This is a genomic window from Burkholderia sp. Ap-955 (assembly GCF_011753045.1).
GTDB classification, from domain to species: Bacteria; Pseudomonadota; Gammaproteobacteria; order Burkholderiales; family Burkholderiaceae; genus Burkholderia; species Burkholderia lata_D.
The window spans coordinates 1-21591 of sequence record NZ_VWWH01000074.1 but is presented as its reverse complement, the minus strand read 5'-3'; the positions used below and the strand labels follow the sequence as shown (position 1 = coordinate 21591).

The 21591-nt window shown below is 68.9% G+C and carries 20 protein-coding genes and 1 pseudogene; 13 read left to right on the top strand and 8 right to left on the bottom strand.

Annotated features, from left to right (window positions below; translation table 11 throughout):
• Positions 1-9: 9 nt before the first annotated feature.
• Both tsaE and F3J15_RS28430 read left to right on the top strand, forming a co-directional pair.
• Positions 10-564: a tRNA (adenosine(37)-N6)-threonylcarbamoyltransferase complex ATPase subunit type 1 TsaE gene (gene tsaE, locus F3J15_RS28435; protein ID WP_166895384.1), complete on the top strand. Its 555-nt coding sequence runs from the start codon at positions 10-12 to the stop codon at positions 562-564.
• Positions 546-2066: an N-acetylmuramoyl-L-alanine amidase gene (locus F3J15_RS28430; protein WP_089484478.1), complete on the top strand. Its 1521-nt coding sequence runs from the start codon at positions 546-548 to the stop codon at positions 2064-2066. Before tsaE ends, F3J15_RS28430 begins: the two co-directional genes overlap by 19 nt.
• Positions 2067-2120: 54 nt before the next feature.
• Here the strand turns inward: F3J15_RS28430 and F3J15_RS28425 are convergent, their stop codons facing one another.
• Positions 2121-2999, bottom strand: coding sequence for an EamA family transporter (locus F3J15_RS28425; RefSeq protein WP_174943614.1), 879 nt, complete (start codon positions 2997-2999; stop codon positions 2121-2123).
• Positions 3000-3245: 246 nt separating this feature from the next.
• On the opposite strand from F3J15_RS28425, the gene F3J15_RS28420 reads away from it, so the two are divergent.
• A complete protein-coding gene (locus tag F3J15_RS28420) occupies positions 3246-4127 on the top strand; it encodes a pirin family protein (protein ID WP_166895382.1) in 882 nt (293 codons plus the stop codon).
• A gap of 52 nt (positions 4128-4179) precedes the next feature.
• Positions 4180-5028 carry a thioredoxin gene (gene trxA, locus F3J15_RS28415; protein WP_069248701.1) on the top strand — a complete coding sequence of 283 codons (849 nt, stop codon included), beginning with the start codon at positions 4180-4182 and terminating at the stop codon, positions 5026-5028.
• Between the two features lie 113 nt (positions 5029-5141).
• Here the strand turns inward: trxA and tcdA are convergent, their stop codons facing one another.
• Positions 5142-5999: a tRNA cyclic N6-threonylcarbamoyladenosine(37) synthase TcdA gene (gene tcdA, locus F3J15_RS28410; RefSeq protein ID WP_166895380.1), complete on the bottom strand. Its 858-nt coding sequence runs from the start codon at positions 5997-5999 to the stop codon at positions 5142-5144.
• Between the two features lie 128 nt (positions 6000-6127).
• Between tcdA and pdxH the strand changes: the two genes are divergently transcribed.
• From pdxH to F3J15_RS28395, 3 genes are all read left to right on the top strand, one after another.
• Positions 6128-6772, top strand: coding sequence for a pyridoxamine 5'-phosphate oxidase (pdxH, locus tag F3J15_RS28405; protein WP_166895378.1), 645 nt, complete (start codon positions 6128-6130; stop codon positions 6770-6772).
• A gap of 121 nt (positions 6773-6893) precedes the next feature.
• Positions 6894-8114, top strand: a complete 1221-nt coding sequence (locus F3J15_RS28400) for a cyclopropane-fatty-acyl-phospholipid synthase family protein (RefSeq protein WP_166895376.1) — start codon at positions 6894-6896, stop codon at positions 8112-8114.
• Positions 8115-8137: 23 nt separating this feature from the next.
• Positions 8138-9433 (top strand): DUF72 domain-containing protein, encoded by a 1296-nt coding sequence (locus F3J15_RS28395; protein ID WP_166895375.1) that lies wholly within the window; start codon positions 8138-8140, stop codon positions 9431-9433.
• Between the two features lie 42 nt (positions 9434-9475).
• Here F3J15_RS28395 and msrA read toward each other — a convergent pair whose 3' ends face one another.
• Positions 9476-10036 (bottom strand): peptide-methionine (S)-S-oxide reductase MsrA, encoded by a 561-nt coding sequence (gene msrA, locus F3J15_RS28390; protein WP_041492935.1) that lies wholly within the window; start codon positions 10034-10036, stop codon positions 9476-9478.
• Positions 10037-10616: 580 nt separating this feature from the next.
• Between msrA and F3J15_RS28385 the strand changes: the two genes are divergently transcribed.
• From F3J15_RS28385 to F3J15_RS28375, 3 genes are all read left to right on the top strand, one after another.
• The gene (locus tag F3J15_RS28385) at positions 10617-12023 is read left to right on the top strand and encodes a selenium-binding protein SBP56-related protein (protein ID WP_069248706.1); all 1407 of its coding nucleotides are present in this window, start codon (positions 10617-10619) and stop codon (positions 12021-12023) included.
• A complete protein-coding gene (locus F3J15_RS28380; RefSeq protein ID WP_166895374.1) occupies positions 12020-12685 on the top strand; it encodes a hypothetical protein in 666 nt (221 codons plus the stop codon). Before F3J15_RS28385 ends, F3J15_RS28380 begins: the two co-directional genes overlap by 4 nt.
• 304 nt (positions 12686-12989) lie before the next feature.
• On the top strand, positions 12990-13499 hold the full coding sequence (locus tag F3J15_RS28375; RefSeq protein WP_069248708.1) for a flavin reductase family protein: 510 nt from the start codon (positions 12990-12992) through the stop codon (positions 13497-13499).
• On the opposite strand, the gene F3J15_RS28370 is transcribed toward F3J15_RS28375, so the two are convergent.
• Entirely contained in the window at positions 13486-13986 is a 501-nt protein-coding gene (locus F3J15_RS28370; protein ID WP_006477992.1) for an Lrp/AsnC family transcriptional regulator, read from the bottom strand. The two genes, F3J15_RS28375 and F3J15_RS28370, sit on opposite strands and share 14 nt — an antisense overlap.
• A 130-nt stretch (positions 13987-14116) precedes the next feature.
• Here F3J15_RS28370 and kynB point away from each other — a divergent pair, with 130 nt between their 5' ends.
• From kynB to kynA, 3 genes are all read left to right on the top strand, one after another.
• The gene (gene kynB, locus F3J15_RS28365; protein ID WP_166895373.1) at positions 14117-14758 is read left to right on the top strand and encodes an arylformamidase; all 642 of its coding nucleotides are present in this window, start codon (positions 14117-14119) and stop codon (positions 14756-14758) included.
• A 28-nt stretch (positions 14759-14786) separates the two neighbouring features.
• Positions 14787-16037 carry a kynureninase gene (gene kynU, locus F3J15_RS28360; RefSeq protein WP_089441320.1) on the top strand — a complete coding sequence of 417 codons (1251 nt, stop codon included), beginning with the start codon at positions 14787-14789 and terminating at the stop codon, positions 16035-16037.
• A 78-nt stretch (positions 16038-16115) separates the two neighbouring features.
• Positions 16116-17048, top strand: a complete 933-nt coding sequence (gene kynA / locus F3J15_RS28355; RefSeq protein WP_166895400.1) for a tryptophan 2,3-dioxygenase — start codon at positions 16116-16118, stop codon at positions 17046-17048.
• A gap of 30 nt (positions 17049-17078) precedes the next feature.
• Here kynA and F3J15_RS28350 read toward each other — a convergent pair whose 3' ends face one another.
• The 4 genes and pseudogenes from F3J15_RS28350 to F3J15_RS28335 form a co-directional block, all read right to left on the bottom strand.
• The gene (locus F3J15_RS28350; protein ID WP_166895372.1) at positions 17079-18476 is read right to left on the bottom strand and encodes an MFS transporter; all 1398 of its coding nucleotides are present in this window, start codon (positions 18474-18476) and stop codon (positions 17079-17081) included.
• Positions 18477-18742: 266 nt separating this feature from the next.
• Positions 18743-19681, bottom strand: a complete 939-nt coding sequence (locus F3J15_RS28345; protein ID WP_089446297.1) for a 2-dehydropantoate 2-reductase — start codon at positions 19679-19681, stop codon at positions 18743-18745.
• A gap of 14 nt (positions 19682-19695) precedes the next feature.
• Entirely contained in the window at positions 19696-21147 is a 1452-nt protein-coding gene (locus F3J15_RS28340; protein ID WP_089446298.1) for an aldehyde dehydrogenase, read from the bottom strand.
• A gap of 38 nt (positions 21148-21185) precedes the next feature.
• Positions 21186-21591: pseudogene (locus F3J15_RS28335) on the bottom strand (thiamine pyrophosphate-dependent enzyme); the annotation flags it as partial.

Below are 21591 nucleotides of genomic sequence, written 5' to 3'. Positions count from 1 at the left end.
TTTACGAGAATGCCAGCCACGCCCAGCCATCCGCCTCACGACGCCATGCTGCCCGCCCTGCTCGCGGAGCGCGTGATCGCGCTCGCCGACGAAGCGGCGACCGAGGCCTTCGGCATCCGCTTCGCGCACGCGCTCGACGCGGCGCGCACCGAGCTCGCCCGCGCGCATGCGTTCGACGGGCTGCAGATCCAGCTGGTCGGCGATCTCGGCGCGGGCAAGACGTCCCTCGTGCGCGCGATCCTGCGCGGCCTCGGCCACACGGGGCGCGTGCGCAGCCCGACCTATACGCTCGTCGAGCCGTACGCGCTCGAACGCGACGATGGGGAACTCGAGGTCTATCACTTCGATCTGTATCGTTTCAACGATCCGGCCGAATGGTCCGACGCAGGCTTTCGCGAATATTTCAATTCCAGCGCGATCTGCCTCGTCGAATGGCCACAACAGGCAGGCACGCTGCTCGGCGTACCCGATCTGGTTTTCTCGCTCGACGTGGATGGCGAAGGCCGCGCCCTCACCGTCCGGGCGTACAGCGCTTCAGGAAAGGCATGTCTCGAAAGATGTTGATCAAACCGTTCCGCTCGATCGAATCGGCGGCCACCGCGACGCACAACTGGCGGCGCCGCCAGATCCTGTGCGCGGGCGCGTCGACGCTGGTGCTCGGTCTCGTCGCACCGCGGCTCGCACGCGCGTCGTCGGTGCTCGGCGTGCGCGTGTGGCCCGCTCGCGATTACACGCGCGTGACGATCGAATCCGACCAGCCGCTGCAGAATAGCCAACAGCTGCTGCAGGGTCCCGACCGTCTCGTCGTCGACCTGACCGGCCTCGACCTCGACCAGGCACTGCGCGACCTCGTGTCGAAGATCGCGCCGAACGATCCGCAGATCCAGTCGGTGCGTGTCGGCCAGTATCAGCCGCACGTCGTGCGGATGGTGTTCGACCTGAAAGGCTCGGTGAAGCCGCAAGTGTTCACGCTGCCGCCCGTCGGCACCTACAAGTACCGGCTCGTGTTCGACCTGTATCCGGCCGTCGCGCCCGATCCGCTGTCCGACCTGATCGCGCAGACGGAACGCAAGGAACAGGCGCTCAACGACAACGCGCGCGCGCAGCAGATGCAGCCGCCGTCCACGCTGGCCGGCCCCGGTACCCCGCCGCCCGGCGCGGGCGACAACAGCGACGCGTTCTTCCAGCGCTTCGCGCAGAACACGCCGGCCACGCCGCACACGCCGCCCGCCACGCCTTCGACGCCCGCGAAGCCGGCCGTCAAGCCGCCGCCCGTCATCGCACGCCGCGACGACAGCGACGACGATGGCGACACCTACAAGTTCACCGCGCCGAAATCCGGCAAGGGCAGCACCGTTCGCCTGCTGACGGTGGCGATCGATCCGGGCCACGGCGGCGAGGATCCGGGCGCGATCGGCGGCGGCGGCACGTACGAGAAGCATATCGCGCTCGACATCGCGAAGAAGCTGCGCGCGAAGATCGACAGCGCGCCGAACATGCGCGCGATGATGACGCGCGACGCCGACTTCTTCGTGCCGCTGAACGTGCGCGTGCAGAAGGCGCGCCGCGTGGGCGCCGACCTGTTCGTGTCGATCCACGCCGATGCATTCACGACGCCGTCCGCACGCGGCTCGTCGGTGTTCGCGCTGTCCGACCACGGCGCGACGAGCGCCGCGGCGCGCTGGATGGCGAACAAGGAGAATTCGTCCGACCTGATCGGCGGCATCAACATCAAGACGGCGGACGCGGCCGTGAACCGCGCGCTGTTCGACATGTCGACGACCGCGCAGATCCGCGATTCGCTGCGCTACGGCAACTACGTGCTGAAGGAAGTCGGCGGCATCAACAAGCTGCACAAGGGCTCGGTCGAGCAGGCCGGGTTCGCGGTGCTGAAGGCGCCCGACATTCCGTCGATCCTCGTTGAAACGGCCTTCATCAGCAACCCGGAAGAAGAGAGCCGGCTGAACGACGACGGCTATCGCGACCAGATGGCCGACGCGATCTTCCGCGGCATCAAGCGTTATTTCGCCGCGAATCCGCCGCTTGCGAAGAGCCGGATGGCCTGACGGCCGTACCCGGCCACCCCGCCCCGCCGCCGGCACGCAGTGCGTGCCGGCGCGTCACGACGCCGCGAAGCGGCGCATCAGTTTCCCGCCGAACACGTTCACCGCGAGCCCGCCCATCACGAGCGCGGTGCCGATCAGTTGCGTTTGCGTCAGATGCTCGTCGAGCAGCAGCGCCGACGACGCGAGGCCGACGATCGGCACCAGCAGCGAGAACTGCGCGACCTGCGCGGCCGGATAGCGCGACAACAAGCGGCTCCACAGCCCGTAGCCGAGCAGCGTCGCGACGAACGCAAGATAGACGACCGCGAAGATCGACGCACCGTTCAGCCCGGCGAGCGCGGTCGCGATCCGCTGCGGCCCTTCGAACCACAGCGACAGCAGGAAGAACGGCACGGGCGGCACGAGGCTGGCCCACACCACGAGCGACACGAGGTTCGCACGGCCGACCTTCTTCGTGACGATGTTGCCGAACGCCCACATCGCGGCCGAGCAGATCGTCAGCAGGAAGCCCGCGAGCGTCATCGCGCGGCCGCCCTGCGCCGCGATCACGACGAGCCCGCCCGCGGCGATCGCGAGCCCGAGCAGGTTCTGCATGCGCAGCCGCTCGCCGAGGAACAGCATCGCGAACACGAGCGTGAAGAACGCCTGCGACTGCAGCACGAGCGACGCGAGGCCGGCCGGCATGCCGACGTACATGCCGGTGAACAGGAACACGAACTGGCCGAGCTGGATCGTCGCGCCGTACAGCACCAGCAGGCGCCACGGAATCTGCGGCCGGCGCACGAAGAACACCGCGGGCACGGCCGCGAGCGTGAAGCGCAGCGCGCCGAGCAACATCGGCGGCATCCCGTGCAGGCCGACCTTGATCACGACGAAGTTCACGCCCCACGCCAGGATCACGACCAGCGCAAGCAGCAAGTCCTTCGGGGCCATCATCGGCGTCTCCTCGATTGTCGAATGGTCGTGCAAGGTGCACTCAGGCCCTGTCGCGTTGCGCCGGGCGCCCCGAGAAGACTGCCTTCGAGGCGGAAAACCCGGGGCGGCCCGGCATTTTCCTCTGAGAAGCCGGTCAGTCTACCGGGTTTCAGCCCCCGGCCCGATACCCGCGCGGCCCACATGGAATCGGCGGCGGAGGCCAGTACAATGACCGGCATCCCCCGCCGCCCCACAGGATCCGTCATGACCGCTCCGATCAAAGCCCTGCTGAAGCCGCACGTGCGCGACATCGGCAACCTGCAGGTGCGCCGCACGCTGCCCGCGCTCGCCGCCCGCCTCGTCGGCCCGTTCATCTTCTTCGATCACATGGGGCCCGCCACGCTGCCGCCCGGCACGGGGCTCGACGTGCGCCCGCACCCGCATATCGGCCTCGCCACCGTCACCTACCTGTTCGACGGCGCGATCCTGCACCGCGACAGCCTCGGCTCGCTGCAGGAGATCGTGCCGGGCGACGTGAACTGGATGACGGCCGGCCGCGGGATCGTCCACTCCGAACGCACGCCCGACGCGCAGCGCGAACACGGCCACACCGTGCACGGGATCCAGACCTGGGTCGCACTGCCGCGCGCGCACGAGACGACCGAGCCGTCGTTCGAGCACCATGCGGCCGACACGCTGCCGAAGCGCAACGAGGACGGCGTATCGCTGACGGTGATCGCCGGCGATGCGTTCGGGCTGCGCTCGCCGGTCACGACGTTCTCGCGCACGCTGTACGTCGCGGCTGAATTCGCGGCCGGCGGCCGTCTCGCGCTCGACGCGTCGCACGAGGAGCGCGCGGTCTACGTGGTCGACGGCGCGCTCGCGATCGACGGCACGCCGGTGCCGGCCGAGCAGATGGCCGTGCTCGCGCCCGGCGCCGCGGTCACGCTGACGAGCGGCAGCGGCGCGCGTGCGATGCTGCTCGGCGGCGACAAGATCGACGGCGAGCGCTTCATCGAATGGAATTTCGTCGCCAGCAGCCGCGAGGCGATCGAGCGCGCGAAAGAAGCCTGGACGCGCCAGGAATTGGGCAAGGTGCCGGGCGAGACCGAGTGGATTCCGCTGCCCGAGTCGAAGCCGCGTTGAAAAAGCGGCGCGCCGCCCCCATCCTGACGACATTCGAACGGAAGAGAACGACATGGACACCACGCTTGCCACATTCGAGAAAGACGTCATCGAGGCGTCGCTGGACGCACCCGTGCTGGTCGACTTCTGGGCGCCGTGGTGCGGCCCCTGCAAGACGCTCGGCCCGCTGCTGGAAAAGCTCGAAGGCGACTACGAAGGCCGCTGGAAGCTCGTGAAGGTCAACGTCGACGAGAACCAGGAACTGGCCGCGCACTTCCAGACGCGCAGCATCCCGCACGTGATCGCGTTCGCCGACGGGCGCCCGGTCGACCAGTTCGTCGGCGTGCTGCCCGAAGGCCAGCTGCGCGCCTTCCTCGACCGGCTGCTGCCGGCACCCGAGGAAGCCGAACGGCGTGCCGCGCAGTACGCGATGGCCGAGGCGCGCTACGACGACGCGCTCACGCACCTCGAGGCGGCGCTCGCGCTGAACCCCGGCTTCGACGACGCCCGCCTCGATTTGATCGAACTGCTGCTCGCGAACAACCAGGTCGACGCCGCACGCGCCGAGACCGAGCGCCTGTCGCCGCAGACCGTGCAGAACGGCGATCCGCGCTACCAGGCGATCAAGACCCGTTTCGACGCACTCGACGCCACGGCCGACCTGCCGCCGACCGATGCGCTCGAAGCGCGCATCGCGGCGAACCCGGCCGACCTCGACGCGCGCTTCGATCTGGCGCAGAGCCTGATCGCGCGGCGGGCGTACGAAGGCGCGGTGGAGCAGTTGCTGGAAATCGTCACGCGCGACCGCGCGTACGGCGACGATCTCGGCCGCCGCACGCTGATCTCGGTGTTCGAGCTGGCCGGCGATCGCCCGGATCTCGTCGCCGGGTGGCGGCGCAGGCTGAGCATGGCGCTCAACTGAACGGATGTGTGACCGGCCGGGCCGCAACGGCCCGGCTGCGGGATCGCCCCGCATGACGGGCGACGGCGCGCGTCACGTGCCGCAACGCCTCGACGACCGCGATTCGCAGCGGCTCAGCCGGCGGCCTGCGCCGCGATCGCGCGCAGCGCATGCGCGGCGGCCGCGAAGCCGAAGCTCGCGGTCACGCACACGCTCGAACCGAACCCCGCACAGTTGAGCCCCGCGACGTGCGCGGCCGTGGACGGCTCCGTGCCGTCCTCGAGGTCGCACGCGGCTGCTTCCGGATAGATCAGCGGCTCGTCCGAATACACGGCGCTGACCTTGAAACGCGCCTTCGGCCCGCGCGGAAAGCCGTGCTGCTTGCGCAATTGCGCGCGCACTTTCGACAGCAGCGGATCCTGGATCGTCAGCGCGAGATCGTCGATCCGGATGCGCGTCGGGTCGAGCTGGCCGCCCGCGCCGCCGACCACGACGAGCGGCTGGCGCTTCGCGACGCACCATGCGATCAGCGCAACCTTCGTGCGCACGCTGTCGATCGCGTCGATCACGTAGTCGAAGCCGCCGCCGAGCAGCGCGTCGAAGTTGTCGGGCTCGACGAAATCCTCGATCCGGTTCACGCGGCATGCGGGATCGATCTGCGCGATCCGCTCGGCCATCGCGTCGACCTTCGGCTTGCCGTAATTGCCGTCGAGCGCGTGGATCTGCCGGTTCGTATTGCTTTCGGCAACGTTGTCGAGATCGATCAGCGTCAGCGTGCCGACCGCGTTGCGCGCGAGCGCCTCGGCCACCCACGAGCCGACGCCGCCGATCCCGATCACCGCAACGTGCGCGCGCTCGAACGCGGCGGCGGCCGGTGCGCCGTACAGGCGCGCAACGCCGCCGAAACGCCGCGCGCGATCCACGTCAAGCTGGATTTCCGGGGTCGGGGTAAGATCAGAGGAACTGGGCGGGGCAGCGTCGGCGACGGACATGGCGGAAAGGAAAACGTAAGTCGTGCAGCCCTCTATTTTGCCTGAACTCCCCGCTCGCACGCGCCACTGTGCACGCACGTTTCTTGCGCGTTGGCTACAATGGTTCCAGATTGAAGCGTTTGCATAACATGACGACTCTCGCCGATCTCCGCATCAATTACTCACGTGCTTCGCTCGACGAGGCCGACGTCGCCCACGACCCGTTCGCCCAGTTCGACCGCTGGTTCAAGGAGGCGCTCGCCGCCAAGCTGCCCGAGCCGAACACGATGACGCTCGCGACCGTCGGCGCCGACGGCCGGCCGTCGGCACGCATCGTGCTCATCAAGGGCGTCGACGAGCGCGGGTTCGTCTTCTTTACCAATTACGAAAGCCGCAAGGGGCGCGATCTCGCCGCGCATCCGCAGGCCGCGCTGCTGTTCTACTGGATCGAGCTCGAACGCCAGGTGCGCATCGAAGGCCGGATCGAGAAAACCAGCGCAGAAGAAAGCGACCGCTATTTCGCATCACGCCCGCTCGGCTCGCGCATCGGGGCCTGGGCATCCGCGCAGAGCGCGGTGATCGACAGCCGCGCGACGCTCGAAGCGCAGGAAAAGGCCGTCGGCGAACGCTACGGCGACAACCCGCCGCGCCCGCCACACTGGGGCGGCTACCGCCTCGTGCCCGACTCGATCGAGTTCTGGCAGGGCCGCCCGTCGCGGCTGCACGACCGCCTGCTCTACACGCGCGACGCCGGCACGTCGACGGGCTGGTCGATTTCGCGCCTGTCGCCTTAAGCGCGGCGCCGGCGCGCGCCGGTCGTGTCTCGTGTTGCATCCGGGTGCCCGCGCCGCAAGCGGCGGGCGCCGGTCAAGATACTTGGCTGTATTCGATTCAACGAACAAACGGAGAATCCAAATGTTCTGGGAAAAGAAGCTGGCACAGTGGGCGGACGAAGTACGGGCGAAGGCGAACATACCGGCGCGCCTCGTGCTGTGGAACGGCGACCAACTCGATTTCGGCACCTTCAGCGCGCCGCAGGTCACGCTGAAGGTCAACAGCGCGTCGGCGTTGCCGCTCCTGCTCGAACCGAGCCTCGACAATCTCGGCGAGGCGTACGTGAAGGGCAAGATCGACATCGAAGGCAAGCTGTCGGACATCATCAACATCGGCTACTCGCTCGCGCGCAGCACGGTGACGAGCGCGAGCAAGCTGGCGCGCGTGAAGCGCTACTTCAATCACTCGAAGAGCACCGACAAGAAGGCGATCCAGTATCACTACGACGTCTCGAACGAGTTCTACAAACTGTGGCTCGACGAGAACATGGTGTACTCGTGCGCGTACTTCGAGAACGGCGACGAGGATCTCGCCACCGCGCAGATCAAGAAGATCGACCACATCCTGACGAAGATCCGGCTCCAGCCCGGCCAGCGCCTGCTCGACATCGGCTGCGGCTGGGGCGCGCTCGTGCTGCGCGCCGCGCAGAAGTTCGGCGCGCAGTGCCTCGGCGTCACGCTGTCGCAGAACCAGTTCGACCTCGCGACCGCGCGCGTGAAGGCCGCCGGGCTGGAAGACAGGATCGAGATCCGGCTGCAGGACTACCGCGAGATCGACGGGCAATTCGACCGCATCACGAGCGTCGGGATGTTCGAGCACGTCGGGCGCAAGAACCTGCCGCTCTATTTCTCACGGATCCATGAGCTGCTCACCGACGACGGCATCGCGATGAACCACGGGATCACGTCGACCGACGCGGAAAGCGGCGAGACGGCGCTCGGCGGCGGCGAGTTCATCGACCGCTACGTGTTCCCGGACGGCGAACTGCCGCACATCAGCCTCGCGCTGGAAGCCGCGCAGCGCGGCGGGCTCGAAGCGATTGACGTCGAAAGCCTGCGCCGGCACTATGCGCGCACGCTCGATATCTGGACGGAAAACTTCGAGGCGAAGGCCGACGCCGCGCGACAACTCGTCGACGACGAAAAATTCCGCATCTGGCGCGTGTATCTGGCCGGCTGCGCGTATGCGTTCGAGCACGACGACGTGTCGATCTTCCAGATCGTGTGCCGCAAGGCCGGGCAGAGCGCGAAAACGCTGCCGTGGTCGCGGCGCTATATGTACGAACACGCGCTGCCGCGCTAGGCAGCGCTTCACGCTGGGCATGCATGGGTGACGGCAGGACGCGGCGCAAGGCGCCGCCGGAACGACAGCAGCACGACGACGCCAACGCGCCGCACGCCGACGGGCAATTCGACCTGTTCGGCGTGCCGGCCGACGCCGCACGCGCGTCGCCCGAGAACGATGTTCCGCCTGCCGACGCTGACGGCCATGTGAACCCGGGCGCGCCTGACGACGCGCGGCCGGCACCGCGCACCCGCACCGCCCCCCGTTCTTCGGACGAAACACCGCCCGCCGCTTCCGGCCTGCTGTGGGACGAGCCGTCCCCGCCCGCTGAGCCGCCGAAGAAAGGCCGGCGCCGACGCGGCGTGCTGCCCGCACCGATCGCGCCGGATGTGGCCGACGCAGCGGCCGGCCTGCCGCCGAACGTCCGGCTCGGCACGTCGTCGTGGTATTTCCCGGGCTGGGACGGCATCGTCTACGACGGCGATTTTGCTCAGACGAAACTCTCGCGCGAAGGGCTCGAAGCGTATGGCGCGCATCCGCTGCTGAAGAGCGTGAGCCTCGACCGGTCGTTCTACGGCCCGCTGTCGGTGGCCGACTACCTGCGCTATGCGCAGCAGGTGCCCGACGATTTCCGCTTCGTCGTGAAGGCGCCCGCCTCCGTGACCGACGCGGTGATCCGCGGCCGGCGCGGCGAACCGTCGGGACCGAACCCGACCTTCCTCGACGCGGATCTCGCCACCCGGGAATTCGTGCAGCCGTGCCTCGAAGGGCTCGGCCGGAAAGCCGGCGTGCTTGTATTCCAGTTCTCGCCGTTGCCCGACCAGATGCTTGCCCAGCCGGCTGCGCTGATCGACCGGCTGGCCGCGTTCTTCGCGGCGCTGCCGCCGCTGCCGCCGGAAGCCGACGGCACCCGCTACGCGATCGAGATTCGCGACGCGAGCCTGCTCACGCCGCGCTTCATCCGCGCGCTGGCCGCGCTCGGCGTGCGCTACTGCGTCGGCCTGCACGCGCGGATGCCCGACCCGCTGCGCCAGGCGGCCGCGCTCGCGCTGCTCGACGGCGACGCGCCGGGCCCGCTGATCGTGCGCTGGAGCCTGCACGGCGGCTTCAAGTATGAACAGGCGAAAGCGAAGTACGAGCCGTTCGACAAGCTCGTCGACGAGGATCCGGCCACGCGCTCGGCGCTCGCCGAGCTGGCCGCGCGCTATGCGCTGGCCGGGCAGCCGGTGATCATCACGATCAACAACAAGGCGGAAGGCTCCGCGCCGCTGTCGTGCATCGCGCTTGCGCGCGAGATCGCCGCCGCGTGCGCGCAGTGGCGCAACGAGGCGGCTTGATACCCGCTTGATACCGGCTTGCGCCGGCCGCGGTCACGACGCTCACGCGCCGCGCAGCGACTTCAGCCGGTGCGAGAACTTCTGCCGGAATTTCGCGAGCTTCGGCCCGATCACGACCGAGCAATAGCCCTGCCCCGGGTTACGCGCGTAATAGTTCTGGTGATAGTCCTCGGCCGGCCAGTAGTTGCCGTCGAGCGGCACGACCTGCGTGACGATCGGCTGCCCGAACACCTGCTCGCGCTCCAGTTCGCGGATCACGTCGAGCGCCGTGTCGCGCTGCGCGTCCGAATGGGTGAACACGACCGAACGGTACTGCGTGCCGACGTCGTTGCCCTGCCGGTTCAACTGGGTCGGATCGTGCGTCGCGAAGAAGATCTCGAGGATCTCGCGATAGCCGATGCGTGCCGGATCGAACGTCACGTTGACGACTTCCGCGTGGCCCGTGTCGCCCTCGCAGATGTCGCGATAGCCGGGATTGCGCGTATGGCCGCCCGCGTAGCCCGACTGGACGGCCGTCACGCCGTCGACGTCGAGAAACACCGCCTCCGTGCACCAGAAACACCCGCCTCCCAATGTCGCGGTTTCAAGCATCTCGTTCACCATGAAATCAGTCCCTCGTTGATGTCGGCAGCCGGCACGCATGCGCCGGCGCCCCCGTTCCGTCTCGCCGCTGCCCACCCGCACGCGGGTCGCAACGGCACGTCGGCAAGTATCTCACTCGCGCGCGAACCTGACAGAGTGCACAGGTGCCGCGCACGACCGGCCGCCCGTTTTCTCGACTACACTTAGGCACGCGCGGGCGCGGCGGCAAACCCGCTGTCTCGCGCAAAGCGCCCGATGCATGCCCGACCCTGATGCAAACATCATCTGCCGGAACATCGCTATGCATGCCTTAACAGACATCACCCGCGTCACGCGTCCGGCCGTCGCCGCGTCGCGGGCCGCGGCTTCGATTGCATCACCCCCTGGCCGCGCATCCGCCTCGCCCCGCGGGCGGCGATCCGGCACACCGCCTTTATCCGCTTTCACGATCTGATGCACGGCGTCGCACGCGCGCCGACGCGTGCGTCCGCCTGCCGATCGCTCCCGCCGGCGTGATGCGCGCCGTGCGGCAACCCCGACTCGCACGCCCGCAACGAACGGCCGTGCGACCACGATCCGACACCATCGAGAGGGCATCACCATGAGCATGCGGCCTGACCCGACGTTTCACGCTTCGCCGGAACTTGCGATGCAGGCGCCGCCGGAAGCGTTTGCCTATACGTTGTTGCTGAGCCCCGATTTTTCCAGACCCGACGCGCTCGCCGTGATCGACGTGAAGCCTGGTTCGCCGACCTACGGAAAGATCGTGCATACGGTGACGATGCCGAACACCGGCGACGAGTTTCACCACTTCGGCTGGAATGCGTGCTCGTCGTCGCTGTCGCCGCTGACCGGCCATGCGTTCCTCGAACGTCGCTTCCTGATCATCCCGGGCCTGCGCTCGTCGCGCATCTACGTGATCGACACGAAGCCGCATCCGACGCAGGCGCGCATCCACAAGATCATCGAGCCCGACGAGATCTTCTCGAAGACCGGCTATTCGCGGCCGCACACCGTGCACTGCGGGCCCGAGGGCATTTACGTGAGCACGCTCGGCGGCGCAGGCAAGGACGGCACCGACGGTGCGCCCGGCATCTTCATCATGGATTGCGAGACCTTCGACGTGCTCGGCCGCTGGGAGATCGACCGCGGCCCGCAGGACAAGCATTACGACTTCTGGTGGAACCTGCCGCGCGACTACATGGTGTCGAGCGAATGGGCGCTGCCGCCGCAATTCGAGAACGGGATCGTGCCCGAGGACCTGCTCGCGAACAAATACGGGCATCGCCTGCATTTCTGGGACCTGCGCGCGCGGCGCAACGTGCAGACGATCGATCTCGGCGCGCAGCACCAGATGGCGCTCGAGGTGCGGCCCGCGCACGACCCGGCGCGCGAATACGGGTTCGTCGGCGTCGTGGTCGACACGACCAATCTCGAAGGCTCGATCTGGACCTGGTGGCGCGAAGGCGGCAAGTTCCATGTGAAGAAGACGGCGACGATCCCGGCCGAGCCGGCCTCGGCCGACGAACTGCCGCCGCTGCTGCAAGGATTCGGTGCGGTGCCGCCGCTCGTGACCGACATCGACCTGTCGCTCGACGATCGCTTCCTCTACGTGTCCTGCTGGGGCACCGGCGAGATGCGCCAGTACGACGTGTCGGATCCGCACAACCCGGTGCTCGCGGGGTCGGTCCGGATCGGCGGCATCGCGCGCCGCGCACCGCACTCGAACGGCCGCACGTTCGCGGGCGGCCCGCAGATGGTCGAGATCAGCCGCGACGGGAAGCGCGTGTACTGGACCAACTCGCTGTATTCGACGTGGGATGACCAGTTCTATCCGGACGGCGTGCCGGGCGCGCAGGTGCTCGCGCACGTGGGGCCGGAAGGCGGGCTGACGCTCGCCGACGATTACTGGGTCGAGTTCCCCGACGGCTATCGCGCGCACCAGATCCGGCTCGAAGGCGGCGACTGCTCGACCGACTCGTTCTGCTATCCGTCGGTCAAGCGTTGAACACCGGCGTTCACGCCCCGTTCGCGCTGTGGGCGGCCGTACTCGCGAGCGGGGTGTATCACGGGCTCAACCCCGCGATGGGCTGGCCGCTCGCGGTGTCGAACGCGCTGATGACGCGCCGCGGCGGCGCGCTCGTCGCGGCGCTCGGCTATCTCGCGCTCGGCCATGCGCTCGCCGTGTTCGCGGTGATGCTGCCGTTCGGGCTGCTCGCCGCGCTGCTCGCGTGGCAAACGGCGATCCGGATCGGCGCGAGCGCGCTCGTGATCGGCTTCGGCGCCGTGCTGCTGATCCGGCGCCGGCATCCGCGGGCGCTCGCGCGGATCCCGCCCGCGCGGCTCGGCCTGTGGTCGTTCGCGGTCGCGATCGCGCATGGTGCGGGGCTGATGCTGGTACCGATCTACCTCGGGCTGTGCGGGCTCGACCAGGACGCCGGCCATCGCGCGGCGGCCACGCTCGTCGATGCGCATCTCGGGATGGCGCTCGTCGTCGCGGCCGTGCATGCCATCGCGATGATCGGCGCCGGCGGCGGGCTCGCCTGGCTCGTGTACCGCTATCTCGGGCTGAAGTTCGTATCGCGGAGCTGGTTCAATCTCGACGCGGTGTGGGCGTCGAGCCTGATCGTGACGGGCGCGTTGTCGCTCGGGCTGGCGGCGGCGCGATAGTGCGGGGGGACCTGCGGCCGATGTCAAGCAAGGGTGCCGGGCGGAGCGGCGATGCCGCACGAAAAACGCGACAGAACGGCCGTGCCGGCAGCGTGCAATCGCGCATCCGGCAGCGCGCCGCAGTGTTCGCTACGTCACCCTGCTCCCGCAATGCGCCGTCCGGCCGGGCCCGGCGGCCCCGATTCCGCTAAAATCGGGCCATGCGCACCCCTTCCCCCTCGACCGCCTTGTCGCCTTTCGTCCGCCGTGCCCGCCCCATCCGCGTCGCGCCGCGCCCGCCCGTCTCGTTCCGGATGACCGCGCGATGAGCCACGCCAATCCTCCGGATTTCGACTCGGCCGCCTTCCGGCAAGCCCTCGGCCAGTTCGCCACGGGCGTGACGGTGATCACGACGCGCGCGCCGTCCGGCCAGCTGATCGGGATCACCGCCAGCTCGTTCAACTCGGTCTCGCTCGATCCGCCGCTCGTGCTGTGGAGCCTCGCGCACAAATCGGCGTCGACGCCCGTGTTCCGCGGCAACAGCCATTACGTGGTGAACGTGCTCGCGGCCTCGCAGCTCGACCTGTGCAAGCGCTTCTCGACCTACAAGGGCGACCGCTTCGAAGGGATCGCGCATGCGGCCGGCAACTCGGGGATGCCCGTGCTCGACGGCGCGCTCGCGTGGTTCGAATGCCACAACCGCAGCCGCTACGATGAAGGCGACCACGTGATCTTCGTCGGCGAAGTGGAGCGCTGCGGCGTGCGCACGGAATCGGACACGGCACCGCCGCTCGTGTTCCACGGCGGCGGCTTCCACGGCCTTACACCGCTTTGATCGCCCCCGTGCGCGCCAGCCCGACCGGCGCGCCGGCTTCATCCTTCAGCGTCTGCAGCACGATGTTCGACCGGATGTCCATCACGCCCGGCGCCTTGTAGAGCCGGTTCAGCACGAAATCCGAATAGTGCTTGAGGTTGTGCGCGAGCACGCGCAGCAGATAGTGGCTCTCGCCCGTCACGACGAACGCGCCGACCACCTCCGGCCATTCGCGCAGCGCTTCCGCGAAGCGCTCGTGCCATTGATTCTCTTCGTTGCGCATCGACACCTGAACGAACGCCTCGAGCTCGAAGCCGAGCTTCTCGCGGCTCAGGCACGCGCGATAGTGCTCGATCACGCCCTGCTCCTCGAGCAGGCGCATGCGGCGCAGACAGGCGGATGGCGAAAGCGAAATCCGTTCCGCCAGGTCGAGATTGCTGATTCTGCCCTCTTCCTGCAGTACCGCCAGAATCCGGCAGTCGGTGGCATCGAGCGTGATCGCGTGCATTTTTGGTCCCCGTTTTCCCTCTGAGTCGAATTATCTGCCAATCCGGCGGATTGTCCATGTTTATTTCGCAAGCACTTTCTGCGAGCGTCCACCTATCATTCGAAGGATCGACTCACCGAATCGTCATGCCATGGACACCCTCTGGGACATCTCGCCGCCTGTCAGCCCCGCCACCCCCGTGTGGCCGGGCGATACGCCGGTTTCCGTCGAACGCGTGTGGCGGATGGAGGCCGGCTCGCCGGTCAACGTCGCACGCCTGACGCTGTCGCCGCACACGGGCGCGCACTGCGACGCGCCGCTGCACTATGACGCCGACGGCGCGCCGATCGGCGCCGTGCCGCTCGACACCTACCTCGGCCCGTGCCGCGTGATCCATTGCATCGGCGCATCGCCGGTCGTGCAGCCGGCCGATGTCGCGGCCGCGCTCGACGGCATACCGCCGCGCGTGCTGCTGCGCACCTGTGCACGCGCCAGCGTCGAGCAGTGGGACAGCGACTTCTGCGCGGTCGCGCCCGAGACCATCGACCTGCTCGCCGCGCACGGCGTGAAGCTGATCGGCATCGACACGCCTTCGCTCGACCCGCAGGAATCGAAGACGATGGATGCGCACCACCGCGTGCGCGCGCACCGGATGGCAATCCTCGAAGGCATCGTGCTCGACGACGTGCCGCCCGGCGACTATGAACTGATCGCACTGCCGCTGAAATTCGCGACGCTCGACGCGAGCCCCGTGCGTGCAGTGCTGCGCACGCTGCCCGCGCGTGCCGCCTGATTACCCCGACTGACGACCCCACATCATGATCAAGACCCGTGAAGACGCGCTCGCGCTCGACCGCGACGACCCGCTCGCCCCGCTGCGCGACCAGTTCTCCCTGCCCGACGGCGTGATCTACCTCGACGGCAACTCGCTCGGCGCGCAGCCGCGCGCCTCGGCCGCCCGCGCGCAGCAGGTGATCGGCGCCGAATGGGGCGAAGGCCTGATCCGCAGCTGGAACACGGCCGGCTGGTTCGCGCTGCCGCGCCGTCTCGGCGACAAGCTCGCGACGCTGATCGGCGGCGCCCCCGGCGAGACGGTCGTGACCGATACGATCTCGATCAACCTGTTCAAGCTGCTGTCGGCGATGGTGCGCCACCAGGCCGGGCGCGCGCCCGAACGCCGCGTGATCGTGTCGGAACGCTCGAACTTCCCGACCGACCTGTATATCGCGCAGGGGCTGATCGAGCAGCTCGGCGGCGACTACGAACTGCGCCTGATCGACGACCCGGCCGACCTGCCCGACGCGCTCGGCGCGGACACGGCCGTCGCGATGATCACGCACGTGAACTACCGCACCGGCTACATGCACGACATGCCGGCCGTCACGCAGCTCGTGCACGACGCAGGCGGGCTGATGCTGTGGGATCTCGCGCACTCGGCCGGCGCGGTGCCGGTCGACCTGAACGGCGCACGCGCGGACGGCGCGGTCGGCTGCACGTACAAGTACCTGAACGGCGGCCCCGGTTCGCCCGCCTTCGTGTGGGTGCCGCAGCGCCATCACGCGCACTTCTCGCAGCCGCTGTCCGGCTGGTGGGGCCACCGCGCACCGTTCGCGATGCAGCCGGGCTTCGCGCCCGATCCGGGCATCGCCCGCTTCCTGTGCGGCACGCAGCCGATCGTGTCGATGTCGATGGTCGAATGCGGGCTCGACGTGTTCCTGCAGACCGACATGCACGCGATCCGCCGCAAGTCGCTCGCGCTGACCGACGCGTTCATCGCGCTCGTCGAAGCGCGCTGCGCGGGCCTGTCGCTGAAGCTCGTCACGCCGCGTGCGCATCACCAGCGCGGCTCGCAGGCGAGCTTCGAGCATCCGCACGGCTACGAGGTGATGCAGGCGCTGATCGCGCGCGGCGTGATCGGCGACTACCGCGAGCCGTACGTGCTGCGCTTCGGCTTCACACCGCTCTATACCCGCTTCGCCGACGTGTGGGACGCCGTCGAGACGCTGCGCGACATCCTCGCCACCGACGCGTGGAAGGCGCCCGAGTTCGCCGAACGCGGCGCGGTGACCTGATCGGCCTTGCCCGGCGCGTGCAAGCCGCGCGCCGCGCCCCGTCATTCAAATCTGGAGAGAGTCGTGAATTCTGGTCATATGCAGCCACCCGGCGACGACGCGCCGGCGGGCTGCCCGTTCTCGGGCGCACGCGCCGCACATTCGGCACCAGCGGCCCAGGTGGCGCACGAAGCGTCGCACGTGCCCGGCGATGCCGGCTGGCACAACGCGCAACTCGACTTCTCGAAGTCGATGAGCTACGGCGACTACCTGTCGCTGAATTCGATCCTCGACGCGCAGCATCCGCTGTCGCCCGATCACAACGAGATGCTGTTCATCATCCAGCATCAGACGAGCGAGCTGTGGATGAAGCTCGCGCTGTTCGAACTGCGCGGCGCCCTCGACGCGGTGCGCACCGACGCGCTGCCGCCGGCGTTCAAGATGCTCGCGCGTGTGTCGCGCATCCTCGAGCAACTGGTACAGGCGTGGAACGTGCTGTCGACGATGACGCCGTCCGAGTATTCGGCGATGCGGCCGTATCTCGGGCAGTCGTCGGGTTTCCAGTCTTATCAGTATCGGCAGCTCGAATTCCTGCTCGGCAACAAGAACGTGCAGATGCTGCAGCCGCATGCGCACCGGCCCGACATCCTCGAACAGGTGCGTGCGACGCTCGAGGCGCCGTCGTTCTACGACGAAGTCGTGCGCCTGCTCGCGCGGCGCGGCTTCCCGATCGCGGCGGAGCGGCTCGAGCGCGACTGGACGCAGCCGACCCGGCACGACGAGACGGTCGAAGCCGCGTGGCTCGAGGTGTACCGTCACCCGCAGCAGCACTGGGAGCTCTACGAGATGGCCGAGGAACTCGTCGATCTCGAGGATGCGTTCCGCCAGTGGCGCTTCCGTCACGTGACGACCGTCGAGCGCATCATCGGCTTCAAGCAGGGTACGGGCGGCACCAGCGGTGCGCCGTACCTGCGCAAGATGCTCGACGTCGTGCTGTTCGCTGAACTCTGGCACGTACGCACCACGCTGTAACGTGCAACGCCCCCCCGGGCCCGCCCGCCGTCACGACGACGTGCGGGCCAGCTCCTCCCCGTCGCGCGGCTGCACCGCCGCGCGCGACAGTCGCGGAATATGCCGTCGCACGACGAGCAGCGCGACGCAGACAATCCCCATCGCAATCGCCAGCATCGTCAGATAGGCCGTGGCGCCGCCCGTGGTGATCACGATCGCGCCCGCGAACGCGCTGAGGATCGCGCCGAGCCGGCCGAACGCAAGCGCGCTCGCGGTGCCGGTCGCGCGCACGGCCGTCGGGTAGATGTACGCGCAGAGCGCATACATCGTCGACTGCACCGCGTTGACGAACAACCCGTGCAGGCCGAGCCCGACGATCAGCCAGCCCGTGTGGCGGCTCGCGTCGACACCCATCAGCCACACCGCACTCGCCGCGCCGCCGATGCTGCACAGCACGAGCGGCCAGCGCGACCCGGCATGCGCGATCGTCCACGCGCACAACAGCGCGCCGATCACGCCGCCGAGGTTGTACGCGGTGAGCCCCGTCCCCGCGACCGACACGCTCAGCCCGCTCGCCGCCAGCATCGTCGGCAGCCAGCTGAACGCCGCATACACGGCGAGCAGGCACATGAAGAACGCACACCACAGCGCGATCGTGTCGCGCGCCTGGCCGCTCGCGAACAGCGCGCCGAAGCCGCCGCGGCCGCCTGCCGCGCGTGCGTCCCTCAGGTCGGTGAAGGCGGTGCCCGGCGCGACGGGCCGCTCCATCCGCGCGAGCAGCGCGCCGAGTTCCGGCCAGCGCGCGGGGCGCCGCGCGAGATAGCGCGGCGATTCGGGCAACGCACGCACGAGCACGAAGCCGAGCACGAGCGGCAACGCGCCGCCAGCGAAGAACAGCCCGCGCCAGCCGTAGCGCGGCAGCACCTCGTGCGCGAACAGGCCGGCCAGCATTCCGCCGAGCGGCACGCAGACGATCGTCGCGGTCACCATCATCGTGCGACGCCGCGCGGGCGTATATTCGGCCGTCATCGTCGTGGCAGTCGGCAATGCGCCGCCGATCCCGAGGCCCGCGACGAAACGCAGCACCGCGATCGCCGTGACGTCCGGTGCGAAGCCGATCGCACAGGTCGCGATGCCGAACAGGAACACGCTGCCGATCACGGCCTGGCGGCGGCCGAAGCGGTCCGCGACGATCCCCGCGCACGCACTGCCGATGCCCATCCCGACCAGCCCGGCCGCCACCGCCGGCGCGAACGCATCACGCGTGATGCCCCATTCGCGGATCAGCACCGGGATCGCGAAGCCGATCAGCTGGCCGTCGAAGCCGTCGAGCACGATCGCGAGCGCGGCGAGCAGCACCACGCAGCGCTGCATCGTCGTGAACGGCCCGTCGTCGAGCGTCGCGCCGATGTCGACGGACGGCGGCAACAATCCGTCGCGCGTGCTCATGCGACCTCCCGTGCGCCGCGCTCGGGCGGCAACATGCGCAAGCGGCGCGCGGCAAGACAAGGGCATTCGATGGCGTTCATGGCGTCTCCGGTTGCCCGGGCTGGCGCAGCGGCGCGTGCCCGGATCTCGTGCTGCGCAGGCGGCCGGCGTCGACGCATCGGCGCCGCCTTCGGTGTCTCGTCCAACCTGTCCCGATCCGGCGCCGTCGCCTGCGCGCGACGCGCTCGTCCCGTCGTGCGGCGCAAACCGCGCCGCCCGCCTGATGCTCAGTTCACCCGCGCGTCGATCAGCCTGACCAGCGCGAGCAGCGTCTCCGCATGCGGCACCGCGACGCCTGCTTCACGCGCTGCCGCGACGACCTTGCCGCTGATCGCGTCGATTTCCGTGCGACGGCCCGCGAGCACGTCCTGCAGCATCGACGGGCGATGACCGCGATGCGCGCGGATCGCATGCTCGACGTTGCGCGCGATGCGTTCGCCGTCGACCGCGATGCCCTTCGCGCGCGCGACCGCCGCCGTCTCGGCGGCGATCGCCTGCGCAAGCCGCGGCCCGTCGTGATGTTCGCCGAGCTGGTCGACCGTGCAGCCCGTCACCGCGCACAGCGTGTTGAGCGCCGCATTGAACGCGACCTTCTCCCAGATCGCGGCCCACACGTCTTCATCGAGCGAGCAAGCCAGCCCCGCGCGCGACAGCGCGTCGGCGACGGCTGCCGCGAACGAGCGCTCCGCGCCGTCGGCCGTCATCATCCTGACGACGCCCGCGCCGTGCGAATGCACATGGCCAGGCCCGGCGAGATCGGCCGGCCAGGTCGTGACGCCGACGAGAATGCGCTCGATCGGCACGAACGCATTCAGCGTCTCGACGTTGCCGAGCCCGTTCTGCAGCGTCAGCACGTACGTGAAGGGGCTCAGCAGCGCGCGCACGCCGTCCAGCGCGTGGCGCGTGTGCAGCGACTTCGTGAAGACGATCAGCAGGTCGAATGGTGTGTCGGGCGACGCCTGCGCGTTCGCAGCTTCCGGCCGGAGCACGTGCAGCGCGCGGAGGGTACGTTCACCACGATCGTCGTCGATGCGCAGCCCGTCGCGGCGAATCGCGTCGAGATGCGCGTCGTTCACGTCGATCAGCGTGACGGCCTCGCCGCTTTCGGCCAGCAGCCCGCCGAACAGCGAGCCCATCGCGCCGGCGCCCAGAATCGCAATCCTCATCGTCGTCGGCCTCGTCAGAACGGATAGTGGCGCGGTGCGGTCTGCACCGTGATCCAGCGCAGGTCCGTGAACGCCGCGATGCCGGCCTTGCCGCCGAAGTGGCCGAAGCCGCTGTCCTTCACGCCGCCGAACGGCATCTGCGCCTCGTCGTGCACGGTCGGACCGTTCACGTGGCAGATGCCCGATTCGATGCGCGCCGCGACGCGCATCGCACGCGCGACATCACGGCTGAACACGGCCGACGACAGCCCGAACGCGTTGTCGTTCGCGCAACGGATCGCGGCGTCCTCGCCATCGACGCGCACGATGCCCTTCACCGGGCCGAACGACTCCTCGGCATAGATGCGCATCGCCGGCGTCACATGGTCGAGCAGCGTGGCCGGGAACAGCGTGCTGTCGGCCTTGCCGCCGCACACGAGCGTCGCGCCGTGCGCGAGCGCGTCGTCGATCAGCGCGTTGCAGCGCTCGACGGCCTTCATGTCGATCAGCGAACCGAGCACGACCGGCCCGTTGCGAGGATCGCCGAGCGGCAGCGACGCGGCCTTGTCGGCAAGCTTCGCGACGAACGCATCGGCGATCGAGGCGTCGACGACGATGCGCTCGGTCGACATGCAGATCTGCCCGGAATTCGCAAACGCGCCGAACGCGGCCGCCGCGACCGCCGCGTCGAGATCGGCATCGTCGAGCACGACGAACGGCGCCTTGCCGCCGAGCTCCAGCACCGACGGCTTCAGATGGCGCGCGCAGGCTTCGGCGACGATCCTGCCGACTCGCGTCGAGCCCGTGAAATTCACGCGGCGCACGGCCGGATGCGCGATCAGTGCATCGACGATGGCGCCCGCATCCTCGGGCGCGTTCGTCACGAAATTGACGACGCCCGCCGGCAGCCCGGCTTCCTGCAGCGCCTCGACGATCAGACCGTGCGTGACGGGACACAGCTCCGAGCCCTTCAGCACGACCGTGTTGCCGCACGCGAGCGGCAGCGCGAGCGCGCGCGTCGCAAGGATCACCGGCGCATTCCACGGCGCGATGCCGAGCACGACGCCGGCCGGCTGCCGTACGCCCATCGCGAGCGACCCGGGCACGTCGGACGGGATCAGCTCGCCGCCGACCTGCGTGGTCAGCGACGCGGCCTCGACGAGCCCGCTCGCGGCAAGCTGCACGTTGAAGCCGGCCCACAGCGCGGACGCGCCCGTCTCCGCCGCCATCGCGGCGACGAACTGTTCGTGCTTCGCTTCGAGCGCGGCGGCCGCTTTCAGCAACAGCGCGCGCCGTGCGCCGGGGCCGAGCGCGGCCCAACCAGGAAATGCGCGGGCGGCCGCGTCGGCCGCCGCGCGCGCATCGTCGACGGTGCACGCGGGCGCTGCGGACGCGACTTCGCCATCAAGCGGGTTGCGGCGCACGAAGGTCGCGCCGCTGGATGAATGACGGCGTTCGCCGCCGATCAGCATCGATACGGTTTGCATGGAATCTCCGGAAGGACGCGCGCTGCGCATCACGTAATTCAGGCAATCTCGACTTCGACTACGACCGGCGTCGCGGCACGCAGTGCGTCGGCCAGCGTGTCGCGCAGGTGCGCGGCGGCGGTCACGCGCACGCCACGGCAGCCCATCCCTTGCGCGAGCGCGACGAAATCCAGGTTCGGCAGATCGGTGCCCTGCACGGGATCGTCCGGGCCGAAGCCGAACACGGGTGCGAAATCCTGCAGCGCCGCGTAGCGCCGGTTGTTCAGGATCACGAACGTGATCGGCAGCTTCAACTGCGCGGCGCTCCACAACGCCTGGGTTCAGGTCGACGTCGTCGCCTTCCCAGACGATCTCCTGGCACGGCGGCGACGACACCGATTTCGGCGCCATGTCCCACACGGCCTTCGCGAGCGACAGCAGCTTGCCGGCGTCCTTCAGGCTCTT

Coding starts and splice junctions, on each gene's coding strand:
- tsaE (WP_166895384.1), top strand. CDS start 10: ATGCCAGCCACGCCCAGCCATCCGCCTCACGACGCCATGCTGCCCGCC.
- F3J15_RS28430 (WP_089484478.1), top strand. CDS start 546: ATGTCTCGAAAGATGTTGATCAAACCGTTCCGCTCGATCGAATCGGCG.
- F3J15_RS28425 (WP_174943614.1), bottom strand. CDS start 2,999: ATGGCCCCGAAGGACTTGCTGCTTGCGCTGGTCGTGATCCTGGCGTGG.
- F3J15_RS28420 (WP_166895382.1), top strand. CDS start 3,246: ATGACCGCTCCGATCAAAGCCCTGCTGAAGCCGCACGTGCGCGACATC.
- trxA (WP_069248701.1), top strand. CDS start 4,180: ATGGACACCACGCTTGCCACATTCGAGAAAGACGTCATCGAGGCGTCG.
- tcdA (WP_166895380.1), bottom strand. CDS start 5,999: ATGTCCGTCGCCGACGCTGCCCCGCCCAGTTCCTCTGATCTTACCCCG.
- pdxH (WP_166895378.1), top strand. CDS start 6,128: ATGACGACTCTCGCCGATCTCCGCATCAATTACTCACGTGCTTCGCTC.
- F3J15_RS28400 (WP_166895376.1), top strand. CDS start 6,894: ATGTTCTGGGAAAAGAAGCTGGCACAGTGGGCGGACGAAGTACGGGCG.
- F3J15_RS28395 (WP_166895375.1), top strand. CDS start 8,138: ATGGGTGACGGCAGGACGCGGCGCAAGGCGCCGCCGGAACGACAGCAG.
- msrA (WP_041492935.1), bottom strand. CDS start 10,036: ATGGTGAACGAGATGCTTGAAACCGCGACATTGGGAGGCGGGTGTTTC.
- F3J15_RS28385 (WP_069248706.1), top strand. CDS start 10,617: ATGAGCATGCGGCCTGACCCGACGTTTCACGCTTCGCCGGAACTTGCG.
- F3J15_RS28375 (WP_069248708.1), top strand. CDS start 12,990: ATGAGCCACGCCAATCCTCCGGATTTCGACTCGGCCGCCTTCCGGCAA.
- F3J15_RS28370 (WP_006477992.1), bottom strand. CDS start 13,986: ATGCACGCGATCACGCTCGATGCCACCGACTGCCGGATTCTGGCGGTA.
- kynB (WP_166895373.1), top strand. CDS start 14,117: ATGGACACCCTCTGGGACATCTCGCCGCCTGTCAGCCCCGCCACCCCC.
- kynA (WP_166895400.1), top strand. CDS start 16,116: ATGCAGCCACCCGGCGACGACGCGCCGGCGGGCTGCCCGTTCTCGGGC.
- F3J15_RS28350 (WP_166895372.1), bottom strand. CDS start 18,476: ATGAGCACGCGCGACGGATTGTTGCCGCCGTCCGTCGACATCGGCGCG.
- F3J15_RS28345 (WP_089446297.1), bottom strand. CDS start 19,681: ATGAGGATTGCGATTCTGGGCGCCGGCGCGATGGGCTCGCTGTTCGGC.
- F3J15_RS28340 (WP_089446298.1), bottom strand. CDS start 21,147: ATGCAAACCGTATCGATGCTGATCGGCGGCGAACGCCGTCATTCATCC.